General features: G+C 49.9%; 14 protein-coding genes. 8 read left to right on the top strand and 6 right to left on the bottom strand.

What is annotated here, in order from left to right:
- The coding region (locus JW883_14030; protein MBN1843385.1) for a response regulator at positions 1-1,428 on the top strand (1,428 nt) is incomplete at its 5' end.
- A gap of 453 nt (positions 1,429-1,881) precedes the next feature.
- Here JW883_14030 and radC read toward each other — a convergent pair.
- From radC to JW883_14010, 4 genes are all read right to left on the bottom strand, one after another.
- Positions 1,882-2,631: a DNA repair protein RadC gene (gene radC, locus JW883_14025; protein MBN1843384.1), complete on the bottom strand. Its 750-nt coding sequence runs from the start codon at positions 2,629-2,631 to the stop codon at positions 1,882-1,884.
- A 3-nt stretch (positions 2,632-2,634) separates the two neighbouring features.
- A complete protein-coding gene (locus JW883_14020; GenBank protein ID MBN1843383.1) occupies positions 2,635-3,648 on the bottom strand; it encodes an NAD(P)-dependent glycerol-3-phosphate dehydrogenase in 1,014 nt (337 codons plus the stop codon).
- A 5-nt stretch (positions 3,649-3,653) separates the two neighbouring features.
- On the bottom strand, positions 3,654-6,089 hold the full coding sequence (gene gyrA, locus JW883_14015) for a DNA gyrase subunit A (protein ID MBN1843382.1): 2,436 nt from the start codon (positions 6,087-6,089) through the stop codon (positions 3,654-3,656).
- Positions 6,090-6,891: 802 nt separating this feature from the next.
- Complete coding sequence (locus tag JW883_14010; GenBank protein MBN1843381.1) at positions 6,892-8,211, bottom strand: YihY/virulence factor BrkB family protein; 1,320 nt, start codon at positions 8,209-8,211, stop codon at positions 6,892-6,894.
- Between the two features lie 437 nt (positions 8,212-8,648).
- Here JW883_14010 and hemL point away from each other — a divergent pair, with 437 nt between their 5' ends.
- From hemL to JW883_13980, 6 genes are all read left to right on the top strand, one after another.
- Positions 8,649-9,938 carry a glutamate-1-semialdehyde 2,1-aminomutase gene (gene hemL / locus JW883_14005; protein ID MBN1843380.1) on the top strand — a complete coding sequence of 430 codons (1,290 nt, stop codon included), beginning with the start codon at positions 8,649-8,651 and terminating at the stop codon, positions 9,936-9,938.
- Positions 9,939-10,036: 98 nt separating this feature from the next.
- Complete coding sequence (locus JW883_14000) at positions 10,037-10,258, top strand: AtpZ/AtpI family protein (protein ID MBN1843379.1); 222 nt, start codon at positions 10,037-10,039, stop codon at positions 10,256-10,258.
- 17 nt (positions 10,259-10,275) lie between these two features.
- The gene (locus tag JW883_13995; GenBank protein ID MBN1843378.1) at positions 10,276-10,662 is read left to right on the top strand and encodes an ATP synthase subunit I; all 387 of its coding nucleotides are present in this window, start codon (positions 10,276-10,278) and stop codon (positions 10,660-10,662) included.
- A 1-nt stretch (position 10,663) separates the two neighbouring features.
- Positions 10,664-11,353: a F0F1 ATP synthase subunit A gene (atpB, locus tag JW883_13990; GenBank protein ID MBN1843377.1), complete on the top strand. Its 690-nt coding sequence runs from the start codon at positions 10,664-10,666 to the stop codon at positions 11,351-11,353.
- A 76-nt stretch (positions 11,354-11,429) separates the two neighbouring features.
- Positions 11,430-11,804 carry an ATP synthase F0 subunit C gene (gene atpE / locus JW883_13985; protein ID MBN1843376.1) on the top strand — a complete coding sequence of 125 codons (375 nt, stop codon included), beginning with the start codon at positions 11,430-11,432 and terminating at the stop codon, positions 11,802-11,804.
- Between the two features lie 131 nt (positions 11,805-11,935).
- Positions 11,936-12,562 (top strand): redox-sensing transcriptional repressor Rex, encoded by a 627-nt coding sequence (locus JW883_13980; protein ID MBN1843375.1) that lies wholly within the window; start codon positions 11,936-11,938, stop codon positions 12,560-12,562.
- A 94-nt stretch (positions 12,563-12,656) separates the two neighbouring features.
- Here JW883_13980 and uvrA read toward each other — a convergent pair whose 3' ends face one another.
- Positions 12,657-15,518 (bottom strand): excinuclease ABC subunit UvrA, encoded by a 2,862-nt coding sequence (gene uvrA / locus JW883_13975; GenBank protein MBN1843374.1) that lies wholly within the window; start codon positions 15,516-15,518, stop codon positions 12,657-12,659.
- A gap of 268 nt (positions 15,519-15,786) precedes the next feature.
- Here uvrA and JW883_13970 point away from each other — a divergent pair, with 268 nt between their 5' ends.
- The gene (locus tag JW883_13970) at positions 15,787-18,021 is read left to right on the top strand and encodes a GAF domain-containing protein (GenBank protein ID MBN1843373.1); all 2,235 of its coding nucleotides are present in this window, start codon (positions 15,787-15,789) and stop codon (positions 18,019-18,021) included.
- Between the two features lie 24 nt (positions 18,022-18,045).
- On the opposite strand, the gene JW883_13965 is transcribed toward JW883_13970, so the two are convergent.
- Positions 18,046-18,231 (bottom strand): hypothetical protein (locus tag JW883_13965; GenBank protein ID MBN1843372.1); only part of this gene is annotated, 186 nt, incomplete at its 5' end.

Here is an 18,231-nt window from a genome sequence, read left to right as displayed (position 1 = left end):
GGCGAGGGGCTACTTTCCTTGATCAACGATATCCTTGATTTTTCCAAGATCGAGGCAGGTCAGTTAGAGTTTGAGACCGTTGACTTTGACCCTGAAATTACGGCCTATGACGTTTGCGAGCTGATTCGCCCAAGGCTGCAAGACAAGCCTGTTGAGATACTGTGCCGTATCGGCGATGAAGTCCCGGCTTATGTCAGGGGAGATCCGGCGCGGTTTCGGCAGGTGCTGTTGAACCTCATGGGCAATGCTGCAAAGTTTACCGAATTGGGTGAAATAGAACTCTCTATTGACATAGCAGAGGAACGTAATGAACGGCTAAAACTTCGTGCCAGTATCAGGGATACTGGTATCGGCATCCCGCAAGATAAAGTGGATACAATCTTTGAAGTCTTTCAACAAGCCGATACTTCCACTACTCGAAAGTACGGCGGCAGCGGTTTGGGCTTAGCGATATGCAAGCAGATCTCAGGGCTTATGGATGGAGATGTCTGGGCAAAAAGTGAGCCAGGAAAGGGAAGCACATTTTACTTTGCTGCCTGGCTGCAAAAGGTGAAAGACAAACAGGTCAAAAGATTTGCCCCGGTTTCCCTTTCTGGCAAGAAGGTACTTATTGTTGATAATAACAAGAACAACCTGACTATCGTAACACACATCATGAAGTCAGCAGGCGTGCGCGCAGTAGGGCTTACGGGGGGTGGGAAAGTCCTGCTAACCGTGAAAGATGCCTTTGAGGCTGGTGATCCCTTTGATGTTTGCATCTTGGATATTCAGATGCCTGAAATGAGCGCCTATGACGTAGCGCGGCAAATTCGCGATTCCCAGTCACAGATTCCTTATATCCCTTTGCTGGCTTATTCCTCATGTCCTGAGGGTGATGCAAAAGAGTGTTTGGAAGCAGGCTTTGACGGCTTTTTGCCCAAGCCCGTGCACCGGCGAAAACTTTTGGACATGATGGAGCGGCTGCTGGGGAAAAAGAAGGATGTCGACGAGGGGGAAAAACCAGTCTCAATTGTCACTCAACATTCTATGAGAGAAGAGGTCAAGCATTCTGCACGTATTCTTTTGGTAGAAGACAACCCAGTTAATCAAAGGCTAGCAAAGATGGTGTTGACAAAGGCGGGTTATCAAGTGGAGGTGGCCAACAACGGACGGGAGGCCGTTGAGAAATACACGAAGGCTCCCAAGGCGTTTGACTTGATTTTCATGGACATCCAGATGCCAAAAATGGACGGCATGAAAGCCACAAAAGCGATCAGGGACAACGGATTTGACAAAATCCCAATCGTTGCCATGACCGCCCATGCAATGAAGGGTGACCGGGAAAGGTGTCTCCAAGGGGGCATGGATGATTATATTTCAAAGCCGGTCAAAAGAGAGTTGGTATTTGAGATGCTTGAGAAGTGGGTTCTTAACAAAGGAGCTTTATGAATCTTCCCCCTGCGCCTCGAATCTTGAGCAAGCTCTCCAAAGACGGAAATTTTCATATTCAGAATGTCGATAAATCTCAAGCACTTAAACCAGCTTCGCCGGTCCTCTCATTTCTAAATAACACAGGGATAAGCTTTAACCATTGAAAAATTCCTGCAAATAATACAGCGGCAGAATCTCGGCACAATTCCCGCTGCTACGTGGTGTTTGCGAATTGACAGGACGCGAGGGGACGTTGTTGGCTAAGTTGAATTAGCCATCTTGGGAGACGTTGAACTATGTTTGGTAGTGGGCGGAATTGGTCATCAATCCGCCTACAGGCGGACGCTTTCGTATCTCTCTAACAATGACATGATGTAACGTTCCAGGTGCATCAAGTCTGGCTTGCCTCGGCATAACTCGCCTCCCATCGTCCGCTATTCACCCTGCGCTTATCCCCCTTATTCAACTTAGTCAACAACGTCCCCGTTCCCGCCCTTGTCTATGCACCGCCTCATATTCACGGTTCATCTCAGCGATGTGACCGTGATCTGCAAAACTGAAATAGGTGTTGTCCCCGATAATGAGGTGCTCATGGACCGTGATCCCCATGACCCGGCAGGCGTGGATCAGCTCTTGGGTGATGAGTTTGTCTTCCCTGGATGGTCTGGGCTCCCCTGAAGGGTGGTTGTGGACCAGAAAGAGGCCTGCCGCATGGTGTCTCAGGGCGGCTTGAACGACCTCCCTTGGATAGACACTGCTCGCCGTGAGGGTACCCTCAAAAAGGGTTTCTATGGCTATGATCCGGTTCTGGGCGTCAAGAAAGACGACTTTGAAGATCTCGCGGTTCTTGTCACGCAGGGTGTGGTAAAGATATTTGAAAAGCTCACTGGACGATCGGATTGGGTCTTTCTTGATGACCTTTTTTTTCAGGTATCGCTCTGCAACCGCGCTTACGAACTTGATACCGAATACGTTTTTCGGCCCAATGCCCTCTATCTCCTGGAGATCTCCAGACGGCGCTTCAATGACCCCTTGAAGAGTCTTAAAGCGCTTCAAGACGGCTTTAGCCTGCTCCTTACAGTCCTTTCTGGGTGTGGCCAGGGTAAGGAGCAGTTCGATGACTTCGTAATCATGGAAGCCATCAAGCCCGGAAGTCAAAAATTTTGCTCTTAGGCGGTCTCGATGGCCTTCGCCTTTGTGTGGCTTCTTTCCCTCAGACATTAGTCATTCTTCATCGTGCTCTTGTCTGAGATCCCTGCTCATAAGGATGCGAAGCGCCTCTTTTGGGTCAAGGTCTTCGTACAATATGCGATAGATCTGCTCTGCAATGGGCATTTCGACTCCTATCTTCCGAGATAGATTATGAACCGATTTTGTGGTCTTCACACCTTCGGCCACCGTGCGCGTCTCGGACAGGATAGTGTCAAGCTTCATCCCCTGTCCCAACTTGTGGCCCAGGCTCCAGTTACGGCTCAACGTTCCCGTGCAGGTCAGGACCAAGTCGCCTATGCCGGCCAGCCCCATAAAGGTTTTTGAGTCGGCTCCAAGCCTTCTGCCCAAACGCTGGATTTCGGTTATCCCTCTAGTGATCAAGGCCGCCCTCGTGTTAAATCCCAGACCGAGCCCATCTGAGATGCCTGCCGCAATGGCCATTACATTTTTCACAGCGCCGCCCAGTTCCACGCCAATCACATCACAGCTTGTGTAGACCCTGAAGTACTGGGCCGCAAAGGCGCTCTGTACCTGCCGGGCCACCTCCGGGTTATGGGCAGCCACGGTGACGGCTGTTGGTATCTTCTGGGCCACCTCCCTGGCGAAGCTCGGGCCGGAAAGGACCGTAATCTGGCTATGAAGTCTTGGAGGAAGGATCTGCTGAAGGATACCTGACATGGTCAAGTGGGTCTCATTTTCTATCCCTTTTGAGGCGCTGACAATGTAGGTTTTTTCTGCGGGATGATGGACCAGGTTGACCGCAACAGAACGAAAGACATGGGAAGGCATCACCAGGAGCAATAAGTCTTTTCCGGCAGCCACCCTGTCAAGATCGTTTGACGGCCTGATGTTTTGCGAAAGTCGAATCCCTGGAAGAAAAAGCTTGTTTTCACGGGCTTCAAGGATGTCCGCGCACACTTCGGCTTCAAAGGCCCACAGATCGACATCGAATCCTTTTTCCGCCAAGTGGTTGGCTAGAGCAGTTCCCCATGCGCCTGCTCCGATCACGCCAATTTTCATATCCACTTTCTTCACACATCCTTTTCCGCAAGACGGGCAGCGCTGGCCACGCGTTCTCCCGGCTCCATGGCGAACAATCGCACGCCTTGCGTATTGCGCCCAATGACTGAAACGTCTCTTACCGGCATTCGGATGATCTTGCCGCGATCGCTTACCAGCATTAGATCATCTTCATCGGTTACCAGAATGATGGCCATCACCAGGCCGTTTCGTTCCGTGGTTTTAATGGTGATCACCCCTTTGCCACCCCTTTTGTATACGGGGTATTCGTCGATGGAGGTTCGTTTGCCGTAGCCGTTTTTTGTGATAGTCATAAGCGTCTTTCCGTCTGTGAGTACCTCCATGCCCACCAGATAATCCCCATCAGCAATGTGCATTCCCCGTACTCCCCGGCTGACCCGACCCATGGGTCGTACATTCGATTCATGAAAGCGGATGGACTTGCCGTGCGCGGATCCGAGGAAGACGTTTTGTGTGCCGTCCGTGATGCGCACGGCAATGAGTTCATCACCCGGGACAAGATTTAAGGCAATGATGCCGTCTGACCTGGGACGGCTGTATGCCATTAGATCCGTCTTTTTCACCGTGCCACCCATTGTGGCCATGAGGACGGTTAATCCGGGGGCAAAGGATCGCACTGCAAGGACCGTGGCAACCTTTTCTCCCTTGTCAAGTGATAGGAGATTGACAATAGCCTTGCCCCGTGCCATCCGGCCTGCTTGCGGCAGCTCGTGAACCTTACGCCAGTAGACGCGTCCCAGGTTCGTGAAAAACAAGAATGTGTCGTGTGTGGAGGCGACAAAGAGACGGTCCACAAAGTCTTCTTCCTTCATCATACCCATGCCTGTTTTGCCCTTGCCCCCTCGCCGCTGGCTGTTGTAGAGAGTCACCGGATTTCTCTTTATGTAGCCGGCATGAGATATGGTGACTACCATATCCTCTTCTACAATCATGTCTTCAACCGTGAGCTCCTCTGTTTCCGCCACGATCTCGGTGCGGCGATCATCTCCGTAGCGCTTTCGCAGATCTTCGAGTTCTTGCTTGATGATACCCCGAACCAGCCGCTCGCTGGCCAGAATCTCACGATATCGCGCAATAGCTTTGATGGTCTCCTTGTATTCTTCATTGATTTTGTCTCGCTCGAGCCCTGTCAAGCGTTGCAGGCGCATGTCCAGGATGGCCTGAGACTGGACCTCGGAAAGATCAAAATCCGCAATGAGACGCTCCTTGGCCTCGGCTGGGTTCTTTGATGAGCGAATCACGGCAATGACAGCGTCAATGTGATCCAGGGCTACTTTGAGGCCCTCCAAGACATGAGCCCTGGCCTCGGCCTTGATTAACTCAAAGCGGGTACGGCGAACTACGATCTCTTTGCGATGTTCGACAAAATAGCTGATGAGTTCTTTTAAGCTCAGGAGCCTGGGTTGTCTGTCCACAATGGCAAGGAGGATAATCCCAAAGCTAGTCTCCATCTGAGTGTGGGCATAAAGCTGGTTGATGATAACCCCAGAAATCTGGTCTTTTTTCAGGGCAACAACGATACGCATTCCTTCCCTGTCCGATTCGTCGCGCACATATTTGACGCCTTCGATACGTTTGTCTTTGACCAGTTCTGCGATCTTTTCAATCAAGCGGGCCTTGTTAACCTGGTAGGGAATCTCGGTGACTATGATGCTTTCGAATTCGGTCCTGCGATCCTTTTCTATCATCACACGGGCTCTGAGCCGGATAATGCCCCTTCCTGTTTCATAAGCGGACTTGATGCCTTTGCGTCCGTAAAGGATGCCTGACGTGGGAAAATCAGGACCAGGCAGGTGGGCCATGAGGCCTTCGCAGGAGATCTCCGGGTTGTCAATAAGGGCAACCGTGGCATCAATCACTTCAGTGAGGTTGTGCGGTGGAATATTCGTTGACATGCCCACTGCAATCCCGGAGGAACCGTTTATCAGAAGATTGGGGATTTTGGCTGGAAGAAGAGAAGGCTCCGTGAGGGATTCGTCGTAGTTGGGGGTAAAATCAACGGTCTCCTTGTCAAGGTCCTCGAGCATCTCGTGGGCCAGCCGCGTGAACCTGATTTCGGTGTAACGCATGGCAGCAGCCGAATCACCATCCACGGAGCCGAAGTTTCCCTGGCCATCAACGAGGGGATAACGCAAAGAGAAATCCTGGGCCATACGTACGATGGTGTCGTAAACTGCCGTGTCACCATGAGGATGGTATTTGCCGATTACATCCCCCACAACACGAGCCGATTTCTTGTACGCCTTGTTCCAGTCGTTCTTAAGCTCGTGCATGGCATAAAGTATCCGGCGGTGGACTGGCTTGAGGCCATCACGAACATCAGGCAGGGCGCGGCCGATTATGACGCTCATAGCGTAATCAAGATAGGACCGCTTCATCTCATTTTCGATGTTGACTTCAACAATATGTCTGTCAGGAGCGCTCATATAAAATACTCTTTATTCCTTGTATGTCCTGAAGAATGAAAGGCAAGGGCCGATCTGGCTGGCAATTTATGGCAAAATCAATGTTGATGAAATCGTAAAAAGTCGAAAAACACCTCTTTCTGTCATTCCGGCGAAAGCCGGAATCCAGTTTATTCAGCTAGTTACAAAGGCTCTGGACTCCGGTTTTCACCGGAGTGACGACTTTTTACGACTTGATCAATGTTGAGAGGCAAGAACCAGTAATGCCGTCAGAACATGAGAAAAAAACTGGCTCGAATCTAGAGGATTCCCACGGGTTAGTCAAGGACTAAAGTCGATCTCGGGGGCGGTTGCGGGGGCCGTGTTTTGAGCGTGTCACGCAGGCGCCCCTGCCATACCTTTCTCTGAAGACCAGCCTCCAGTGGCTGGCCTTATGACCATTTCGTCGGCAGCATTGGCCTTGATGTAGTCTTGAAATGCTTGGCAAGTTTCAGAATGTTCACATCTTTGCTGGCATATTTTTACGTGAATTCTCGGGTGATTTCCCCTAATTTCGCAAACAATGTAATTTTGCACTGGCCTTCCTTTCTGCCATAATGACCTAGTTTAGCTTATTAAATATAATTGAATGACATTTATATATATATTATATAAATTAAATATTCTTTTAAATCCAATGTGTCAAGTCAAAAGTAAACGCCATACTCCACAAACCCTTCACGGAGGAACAGATCGAAAAGGTTTTGACGGACGCCACGGGGAAAGAGTGAAGCGCTTTTCTGCAAGAAAGCTCAATGTTGTTCTTACGCTTTTGGCGAAGTCATTATATTTCTTTTAGCAACATATTTGCCGGTGATTTCTCAATGACCTCGCCAAAAACCCTTAGGCACTCAGAAAGTCTCTCAATCTCCCTTGACTTGGCAACGGGTATGTTGTCACTGCCATGCTGTTCCAGCCTATCAATGACGTATTTGACAGTAAACAAGTTAATGTCCTGAGCAGGCTGAAAGGATGCCTCTTCTTTCTCGTTGTCATATATCTCAGAAATAACCCCCGATTTCACTAGTTCATTCAATATCTCACGGACCAGGCGGATAGGAATTTCCAGTGTCCCTGCAATCTGGACGGCCAATAACGATTTGCCCCCTTCTGAAAAACCTTTCACCACCAGATGTACGACTCTTAACGTGAGGAGTTTTTTGAAGGTATAACTTATGACCGAACAATCCTGCTCAAACTCATAGGTCTCTTCGTTCTGATAAGCAAAACAGAGCTCTGCCCCAAAGAGCACGATCATCCAGCTAAGCTGGAGCCATATGAGGAAAAGGGGAAGCGCCGCAAAGCTTCCATAAATGGCATTATATTTGGCCACGCCAATTTGAAAAGAAAGGTACACTAACTGGAAAATCTGATACAGTGTACCAGCCGCAACACCTGCAAAAATCGCTGATCCGAGCCTTATCTTTGTATTAGGCATGAACATGTAGACAAAGGTGAAGAGGACCCAAATCACACCGTAGGGCAGCAATCGGAGGGTGAAAAATATTACGGGACTGATGGCCCCCAGAAGGGCGATTTTCTGCACCACAAGACTCACCTGGCTCTTTATCAGCACGGTCACCGTACTCGACACGATAAACAGGATGGGACAGACAATCATAGCAGAAAGATAATCGCTTATCTTTCTTGTAAAGCTTCTCGGTTTCTTGATCCCCCAGATATGGTTGAATGAACTCTCGATGTTTCCCAGGACCCGGATAACCGCCCAGAAGAGCAACAGAATGCCCACGCCGGCAATCACGCCTCCTTTTGTGTTTTCAAGGAGTGAACGGGCAAAGGTCACCACCCTAAGAACAACTTCTTCCTGACCCTGGAATGTCTCAAAGAGTTGTGTTTCAAGGGTTCTCTCAAATCCAAACCCCTTAGCCAGGCCAAAGGCCATAGCCACGACTGGCACAATGGAGAGCAACGAATAAAAGGTTAAGGCCGACGCCCTGAAAAGGCAGTTGTCTTTGTCAAATCCCCGCACAGACAGTATGATGATCCTCAACAGTCTAATCCAGATCGATTGTATCCGCGGAAGATCCCTTAAGCGGACCCTCCAGATGTCGGTCTTAATGAATTGTATCTTCTTGGCTATCATAGAGAATTTCCCTTTGCATCGATAATGCCATCAATAACATATCCTGCTTCTTTGAAAAAGGACCGTTTTCTGCAAGGCGATAGTGTTTTTCATTGAGTTTTTCATTGAGTTGACAACATGTCGAAATTGTGAGAAATGGAATTATTCCCCGAGGACCATGACATGGCCGGAAGGAGAACACATTATGAAAACGATCTTCAGGGGTATCGTAGATATTATCTGTTTTGCTGCTGGCCCTTTTTTCACAGTATATTATCTCTTTGATTTTAGTCATGGACCGGCCGGACCCGGTCCATTTTACTACTATTATCGACATAACTCACGACTTGGATTGGCCCTTGGGGTCGCATTAATATCTCTAGGTCTTCTCATCAGGCACTCAAGAAAAGAAAAGTGAAAAGAAAACGGCACACAAATGGATAAAAGGAGCTGCGTTTATGGAAAAGGATGTATCTGAAAGACTCTTTGCCAAGGCCCGAAAAATCATCCCTGGTGGCGTTAACAGCCCTGTCCGTGCCTGCCGCTCGGTCGGTATGGACCCTCTGTTCATACAGCGAGCCCAGGGGTCCAAAGTATTTGACGCCAATGGCAATGCTTTCATAGACTACGTTGGCTCATGGGGCCCCATGATTTTGGGGCATCGACACCCAGAGGTAATATCGGCCATTGAGGGTGTCCTGGCGAGGGGGACCAGCTTTGGAGCGCCAACGGATCTTGAGGTGGAACTGGCCGAGATGGTGATTGACGCCATTCCATCAGTAGAGATGGTCCGGATGGTAAACTCCGGAACAGAGGCAACCATAAGCGCTATTCGCCTGGCAAGGGGGGCAACGGGTCGGGATCTCATTATCAAGTTTGACGGTTGCTACCATGGCCATGGTGACAGCTTCCTGGTGCAGGCAGGTTCCGGGGTGGCCACATTGGGCATTCCGGGAAGCCCGGGTGTTCCTGAGGCATGCGTTGGAAATACCATATCGCTGCCCTATAACGACCAAGAGCGACTAAAGGAGGTTTGTTCGGAAAAAGCCGGGGCCATTGCCGCCGTAATTGTGGAACCCGTTGCCGGCAACATGGGCCTTGTGTCGCCCAAACCCGGCTTCCTGGAAACCTTAAGGAAGCTTACCAAGGACCAGGGGATCGTCCTGATATTTGATGAGGTCATGACAGGTTTCCGCGTTGCTTATGGAGGCGCCCAGACCTTGTACGGCATCATTCCGGACCTTACCTGCATGGGCAAAGTCATAGGCGGCGGCCTCCCAGTGGGGGCCTACGGCGGAAAGTCGGAGCTTATGAGCAAGATCGCCCCTGAAGGGCCCGTTTATCAGGCTGGAACTCTTTCTGGCAACCCGGTGGCCATGGCAGCAGGTATTGCAACGCTAAAATGCTTACAGCAGCCCGGGTTTTACGAAACGCTGGAATCCAGGTCTGCCATGTTGGAAGATGGACTGAAAGAGGCTGCCGGCAAGGCGGAGCTGCCTGTGGTGATGAACAGGGTCGGCTCCATGCTCGGACTTTTTTTCACAGATCAGCCGGTTTCAGACTTTGCTGAGGCCCAAAAGAGTGATGTTGCCCTATTTGCCAGATATTACAAAGAGATGCTGGAACTGGGCATCTATCTGGCTCCTTCTCAATATGAGGCGGCATTCGTGTCGAGCGCTCACAGCGAGGCAGATATCGAGACGACTATCAGTGCCGCGAGCAAGGTTTTTAGGGGTTTGAGAATTTAAGGATTGACTTGACAGGCATGGTGTGATAACAAGCGGCATGATTTTCCAAAAGGCTGACTGGTTGCTAAAGTGGGGCTTTTGGAAAAGCGCTCTTTGTCATGGAAGAAGATACTAAGAAACTGTTTAAAGAGTTATGGTATTACAGTAGCCTGAGTTTCTCCATTGCCCTGTCGGTTGTAATCGGACTAGGTATCGGGTACTGGCTCGACACGCGGGTATTTCATACTCAGCCATGGTTTACGCTTGTTTTTCTCGGCTTTGGCGTCATCGCTGGATATCGCAACATATACCTGGCCCTGAAAAGAACCCGTAAAATGTGACAGGAAAACTTCAGGTCGTGCGCATAGAAAGGAGACTGCTCAGGTTTATTACGATCACTAACTGGATTCTCTTCTGTGCGGTTACTGTCTGTGGTTTTATCTTTGCGCCAGGGCGTTTTGCGTGGGGAATCCTGGCAGGCGGTCTCATTGTTACGATCAACTTTCATCTATTATATCGGTCTCTCAAGAGAGCGCTCACACCACCACATGTGGCCAAAACCAGGGTTGTTTTGGGTAAGTACTATATCCGATTCTTGGTCAGTGTTGTTATAATATATGTGTTGATAGCTGACCATTACGTTAATCCCTTGGGTCTCGTCATTGGTCTTTCTGTTGTGATCACGAGTATTTTTCTGGCTACTGTTAATGAAATAAGGAAAATTATTTTCAGGGAGGCGGCGTAATATGGAACATCCAATTCTGTTTCTAGTGCAACTATTTGATCTGGTTGGCCTGGGCCATTTTGCCCACAACTATGTCCACGTGATTTATACATGGTTTGTAATGCTTCTGCTGATTGTCCTTGCATATATTGCCACCAGGGGGATTAGCATGATTCCCACGAAGGGGCAAAACTTCTTCGAGATTGTAATCGGTGGAATGGAAGAGTTCGTTGTTGACGTTACTGGCGAGGAGGGTCGCCGCTTTTTTCCTATTCTTGCCACCGTGTTTATATATATCTTTGTTTGCAATCTTTTGGGCTTGGTTCCAGGGTTTTTCCCGCCTACAGCCAAGATTAATACCACCCTTTCATGCGCTCTGGTGGTGGTTCCCATGACTCACATTATTGGTGTGATGTATCACGGGCCTAAGTACATCAAACACTTTCTGGGGCCTATATGGTGGATGGCGCCTATCATATTTCCTATTGAGCTGATCGGCCACTTGGCCCGCATCCTTTCCCTCAGCATCCGTCTTTTTGGCAATATGGCTGGCCACGAACTGGTTTTGGCCATCCTCTTCCTGCTGGCTGGCGCCTTTTTTGCCCCCCTGCCCATCATGGCTTTGGGTATCTTTGTAAGCCTGGTTCAGGCCTTTGTGTTCTTCTTACTTTCCTGCATGTACTTTGCAGGCGCTATGGAACATGCCCATTAACAAATAAGATCGCTTCGCGATTTTATATATGGAAGAAGCCCATGAACAAAATTTTTTAGTAAAGGAGGAAGAGTCTATGTTCAAGAAACTGTCGTTTTCAACCCTTGGGTCCGCATTTTTTCTGCTTGCCCTTTCCACAGTAGCCTATGCTGCAGGTGGGGAGACGGCCATCTTTGGTCTGAAGTACTTCACGGTATCCGTGTTTGCCGCAGGCTTTGGTATCGCCGTCGCAGCCTTCGGGGGCGCTCTCGGCCAAGGCATGGGACTCAAGAGTGCGGTTGAAGGTATTGCCAGGAATCCGGAGTCCTCTGGTAAGGTGACCGTGACCATGTTGATCGGTCTGGCCATGATCGAGTCTCTGGTTATTTATGCCCTGGTTATTTCCCTGATTCTGATTTATGCACATCCGCAGTCTGCAAGTATCGCGGCGCTGTTTGGCGCTGGTCATTAAGCAGTACCAAAAAGTAGCGAGAAAACCTGACAGGGTTGCCGCCACCGCATGCTGATCGTGGTGTGCAACCCTGTTCGTTTTTTGGCGTCAAACCCTTTCCTATCGAAAATATCATACCTTAATATTCAAGCGTGAAAATACCTGCAATCGCCATCTCACGCCTGTCAGTTTATGCAAGAAATCTTGCCGTATTGGATGAAAAGGGCGTTGAGGTCATTTCCTCGGGGCGTCTGGCCGACATATGCGGGGTCAATCCTGCCCAGATACGCAAGGACCTTGCCTACTTCGGCGGATTCGGAGTCAGAGGCCTCGGCTATTATGTAAAAGAGCTCCTGTTTGAAATCCGCAAGATCTTGGGGACTGATAAAGAATGGCGTTTAGGGCTGGTAGGTGTGGGAAATCTGGGCTTGGCCCTTTTAAGGCATGCCCCGTTCGCGGATAGGGGGTACACTTTTGTGGCGGCATTCGACAAAACCCCGGAAAGGATCGGCATAAGAATAGGAGGCATAAAGGTTGAGCCTCCAAAAGCCATTAATCACGTGATCGAAGAAAAAGGCATCGAGATAGGTGTCATTGCCGTAAAGCCCAAATGGGCTCAAGAAGTCGCGGACACTCTAGTAAGGGCGGGCATTGGCGGCATTCTGAATTTTGCGCCAACCAAGATCAGGTGTCCAGCCCATGTGTGTATCGAAAACGTGGATTTTACTCTCAAATTGGACATGCTCTGTTACAGGCTCACATCAGGAGCTTCTATCTAATATCGTAAGCTTCACAGGTTCAAAGTTCACCCGTCTGCGGGCCATAGCCTACGGCGGAGGGCCTCGTTCAGGGTTGCCTTTCTTTTACTAACCTTCACAAACCCGAACCTTGAACCTCTGAACCCTGAACCCGTAAACGGTCACCCAATATCTTCCTCAGAAACCTGCCCGTGTGGGAATCTGCCAGCTCTGCAATTTCTTGCGGCCTGCCGCATCCCACCACATGTCCTCCTTCATCCCCGCCTTCCGGACCGAGGTCAATGACATAGTCGGCAGATTTGATCACATCCATATTGTGCTCGATCACGACAATCGTATTGCCGGCATCGGCCAGCCGATTGAGAACATCCAGGAGTTTCTGAATGTCGGCAAAATGCAGACCTGTGGTCGGTTCATCCAGGATATAGACGGTTCGTCCTGTTCCTCGCTTGCTCAGTTCTCTTGACAGCTTCAGGCGCTGTGCTTCCCCGCCGGATAGTGTCGTAGCAGCCTGCCCCAACCGGACATAATTGAGTCCCACATCGGCCAAGGTCTCGAGTTTGGTTCTTATCTTTTTCACATTGCCAAAGAATGCAAGGGCCTGATTCACTGTCATATCCAGCACGTCAGATATGTTTTTGCCCTTGTATTTCACCTCGAGGGTTTCGCGGTTGTAACGCTTGCGGCGGCACACATCGCAAGTGACATAAACATCAGGAAGAAAATGCATCTCAATCTTCATGATCCCATCTCCACGACAGGCCTCGCACCTGCCGCCCTTTACGTTGAAGCTAAAACGTCCTGGCTTGTATCCCCGGATCCTGGCATCGGGCGTTCTGGCAAATAGCTCCCTGACGTAGGCAAATAGGCCGGAATATGTTGCAGGATTTGAGCGTGGGGTACGTCCGATGGGAGACTGGTCTATGTGAACAACGCCGTCGACCTTTTCAAGACCGGTGAGTTGCCTGAACTTGCCCGCGCCTTTTGTGGAATAATAGAAATGGCGAGCCAAAGCGCGGTAGAGTGTTTCAATTACCAGCGTGGATTTGCCTGATCCCGACACGCCTGTCACACACACAAAGCATCCTAGAGGAAACCGAACCGCGATGTCTTTAAGGTTGTTTGAATATGCCCCAATGAGGGTGAGGCATCCCTTTGTCAAGGGACGGCGCTTCGTGGGTACCGGTATGGTCTTGCGACCAGACAGATACTGGCCCGTGATAGAGGTCTCGTGTTCGAGAAGCGCTGAAGGCCGTCCGCTGAACACAACATGTCCGCCTCTAACGCCGGCTTCCGGGCCCATATCGATGACGCTGTCTGCCGAAAGGATGGTTTCCGCATCGTGTTCTACTACAAGGACTGTATTTCCCAGATCACGCATCTGTTGAAGCGTGCTCAGCAGTCTCTGATTGTCCCGCTGGTGAAGTCCTATGCTCGGTTCGTCCAGCACGTAAAGGACTCCGGTCAGTTTAGAACTGATCTGGGTGGCGAGCCTGATACGCTGCCATTCCCCGGCTGAAAGAGTGGCTGATCCGCGGTCCAGGGTAAGGTATCCCAGTCCCACGCGGGTCAAGAAAAGGAGCCTTTCGCCAATTTCTCTCAGTATGCGTTCAGCGATAGTCCTTTCCCGTGGGGCGAGCTGAACGGCATGAAAGAATTCAACAAGTTCGGCTATGGACCGTGCGCTGACCTCATGAATAGACTCGCCGCCAATCTTCACTGCAAGGCTTTCCGGCTTGAGGCGTGCTCCATGACAATCGCGGCAGGGTTGGATGTTCATGAATCGTTCTATCCGTTCTCGCACTTGTTGCGTTGATGTTTCCTTGTAACGCCGTTCAAGGCTGGGAATGGCCCCTTCAAAGGGCCTGACGTAGGTATAGCGCCGGCCATCGCGCTCCAGGTAAAAATCTATGGGCTCGCCCTTGGAGCCATATAGCAACAGATCCTTGAGTGGTTCTGGAAAATCCTTGAAAGGAGTGTAGATGTCTACCTGATAGCGGCCAGTGATGGCATCCAATACCTGGAAGAAATAGACCGAATGCCGGTTTTCCCACGGGGCGATGCAGCCTTGCCTCAAGGAGAGTTGCGGGTTTGGGACAATCATGTCAGGATCAAAGACCATCATAGAGCCGAGCCCATTGCACGTCGGGCAGGCCCCCAGGGGGCTGTTGAAGGAAAAGTTTGCCGGCAAAAACGTGGGGTAGCTGATGCCGCAAACCAGGCAGGAGGCCTTTTCGCTAAAAACAAACGGGTCTGCGCCGAAAACATCTACTGTGACAAGGCCTTCTGAAAGCCCTATGGCAAGTTCAATGGAGTCGGCCAGACGATTACGGATAGTGTCCTTTACGACCAAGCGGTCCACCACTACATCCACTATGTGCTTTGTGCTCTTGTCCAGCGAGATGGCTTCTCCAAGGTCAAAGGTCTCGCCATCTACCCGGACGCGGGCAAACCCGTCCCTTCTAAGTCTTTGAAACAGCCTTTGATGGGTTCCCTCTTTGCCGGAGACGACTGGAGACAGGATGACAACCCTGGTCCCCGGCTTAAGGGCCATGACTTGGTCCACCATCTGCTGGACAGTCTGAGTCGTGATAGGCCGTCCGCATTGATGACAGTGTGGCTTGCCGCTGCGGGCAAAGAGAACCCGGAGATAATCATGGATCTCGGTTACGGTTCCCACTGTGGATCTTGGGTTCTTGGTAGTCGATTTTTGTTCGATGGCAATGGCTGGCGAGAGGCCTTCGATGGTGTCTACATCCGGCTTGTCCATGCGCTCCAGGAACTGGCGTGCATAAACAGAAAGCGATTCAACGTATCGACGCTGTCCCTCTGCATAAAGCGTGTCAAAGGCGAGTGTCGACTTGCCGGAACCCGAAAGGCCCGTTATGACCACAAGTCGATTCCGGGGGATATCCACATCGATATTCTTGAGGTTGTGCTGGCGCGCGCCGCGTACAATAATCTTATCAGCAGACATCTTTTAAGTTACTGTATGTGTTAGGTTGACCGTTTTCCCGTTGATACGGATCAAAATTTTTATATTCTATCTAAAATCCACTATCGTCAATGTTAATTTGTACAGGGGTTAGGCTTTTGAAAACATGAACCTATCTGTTTCGCGAGCCTGAGCTGATTCGAAGCTGTTTTGTCTTGACCGGAATTCTTCTGCGCTATAATCATCAACATTGAGTCAATGATGTCCTGCTGGATACAATCAGTGGCAAAACACAGAGTGGAGGGCTGCAGTGAGCAGTATGCCGATTGAGTTGAATTGGTGGGTGGCGCCACCCTTTGTCAGTTTTTTGACCTTGTTTGCTTTGGCAAGCCTGGCCCTGGTCAAGGGAAAGGGCCGGAAAGTCAATCTGCTTCTTGCGGCTATCTGTTTGCTGGGGGGACTCTTGAGTCTCGACAAGGCCCTGGCCTCAGTAGTGACTGATCCTGATCTGGCCTTACGCATCAGCCGCATAGATCACGTGTTTGTTGTCTTTTTCGTTCCTGTTTACCTGCACTTTACCTATTGTTTCCTGGGAATAACCAGGCACAAATGGTTAATTGGCATAGCCTACGCCTTTAGCGGGTGTCTGAGCCTCCTTTCTCAAGGGAACTACTACCTGTCAGGGGTCCATAGATATTATTTCGGGTATTATGCCTTGGGAGGACCCTTGATATATGTGTTTGGAGTCGCCAGCACCACAACGACTATCTATTGTATCTATCTCCTCTTTCGCAGCTTAAAGCGAGAAAAAGACCCGGATCGAAGAAACAAAACAAAATATATAATCTCCGCTCTGGGGGGCGCCGCCATCATGGCCCATTTCGACCTTTTGCCCTTGATCGGGATCAGTTCTTATCCGGCGGGAAACTTTACCTTCATTCCCATCACTCTCTTGGGTTTTGCTGTATTGAAGCACGATTTGCTCGACATCGGCTTCGTGGTTCAAAAGGGTCTTATTTACTCCCTGCTTACAGGTTTGCTCACCGGGGCTTATGCCCTGATGATCATTTTGTTCAATCAGGTATTTGAGGGGATGGGCCAAAGATGGTCTTTTCTTTTTCTATTCTTGTTTTTTGTTATCATCGTTTTTGTCTTTGAGCCCCTTAAGAAACGGGTGCAAGTTGTAATCGATAACCTGCTCTTCAAAGGTAAATACGATTATCAAAAAACCCTGATGGCATTGAGTGATGCCATGGCCTCCATGCTGAAGTTTGACGAAATCATGGACAAAACCCTCAGGACGCTCACTGATGCCATGTGTCTTGATTGGGCCTATGTTATGCTCAAGGACGATGCGGGGCAGAAGTTTGTCATCTGCAGTCAGATGGGCTGCCTATCAAACGAGGCCCTATCAATAAGGGCGTCGAGTCCCCTTATCAGGGAGATGGGTGATCGGAAGATGGAGGTAACCCGTTACAATCTCGAAGAATGGTTGGGCTCTAGTGATAATCCGTCTGCCTTGAAGAAAGATTTCAACAGCCTGGCCGGCGCTGTGGTCATACCTTTGGTCTTCAAAGGAAACATAAATGGACTGCTTGTCTTGGGTGACAAGAAGTCAGGAGATCTTTTCACAGCACAAGACTTTGAACTCCTTCGCACCCTGGCAAACCAATGTGCTATTGCCATCGAGAATGCCAAGGCATATGAACTCATTGAAAATCTTAACGTTAACCTTGAAAGCATAGTGGAAGAACGAACTCAAGAACTAAAAAGGGCGCTGGAAGAAAAGGAAAAGACTCAGGATCTTCTCATCAGATCCGAAAGCCTGGCTGCTGTAGGGGCCCTTGTGGCAGGAGTTGCGCACGAGTTGAACAACCCCCTTACAAGCGTCTCCAGTCTCGTTCAAACAGCCGTTGAGACTATAGAAGAAACGCCTGCTCAACAGATTGTTGGGTCACAGGATAGCGCAGAAGAAAAGGAGGAGTTGGTTGACGATCTGAAATTCAGCCTCAAGGAACTGAAACGCGCCAAAGATATTGTTGCAAGCCTGCTTGGAATATCCCGTCAGACCCAGGAATACTCTGAACCCGTCATGCTCAATGATGTGACCGGGAACGCCCTAAGGGTCCTTCACAACCAGTACAAGGGCGCTGGCATTGAAATTATCGAGGCCTATGCTGATAATCTGCCTGAAATCCAAGGCAACTTTGCCAACCTGGGGCAGGTATGCCTTAACATCTTGACCAATGCTATACAGGTCGTGAGCAGCGGCCCTGGGCGAATTGTCTTAAGGACCAGGCTCGATGAGCCAAGAGGCATTGTTGTCTTTGAGTGTGAAGACAACGGCCCAGGAATCCCCGCAGGGGTCATGAAGGATATATTCAAGCCTTTTTTCACGACCAAGGAGGTAGGAAAAGGGACCGGTCTGGGACTTTATATCTCCTATGAGATTGTCCGTCGACATAACGGCCATATCTTTGCCAAAAACAACGGCCAGGGTGGCGCCACCTTTAGCGTGGAATTGCCCTTGAGCAATACTTCATGAGGCATGAGGGCATACTCTGAACTGTCACAATTGGAGCTTTGAAATCGTTCGTTCAATGCCGTCGTCTTGGGTCGCCACGGTCTGTTGGAGGACCGCTACGCTTGAGGTCGGAGGCAAAAGAAAGTAACCGTTCACGGTTACAAAAAAATGAACATCGAACATCGAACGTCCAATCGCTCGACCTTGAGGCTCTCGACAGGCATCGAATGT

The sequence above is a fragment of the Deltaproteobacteria bacterium genome, assembly GCA_016930875.1.
GTDB lineage: Bacteria > Desulfobacterota > Desulfobacteria > Desulfobacterales.
The sequence above is the reverse complement of the archived record's forward strand: the minus strand, read 5'-3'. Positions and strand labels throughout refer to the sequence as shown.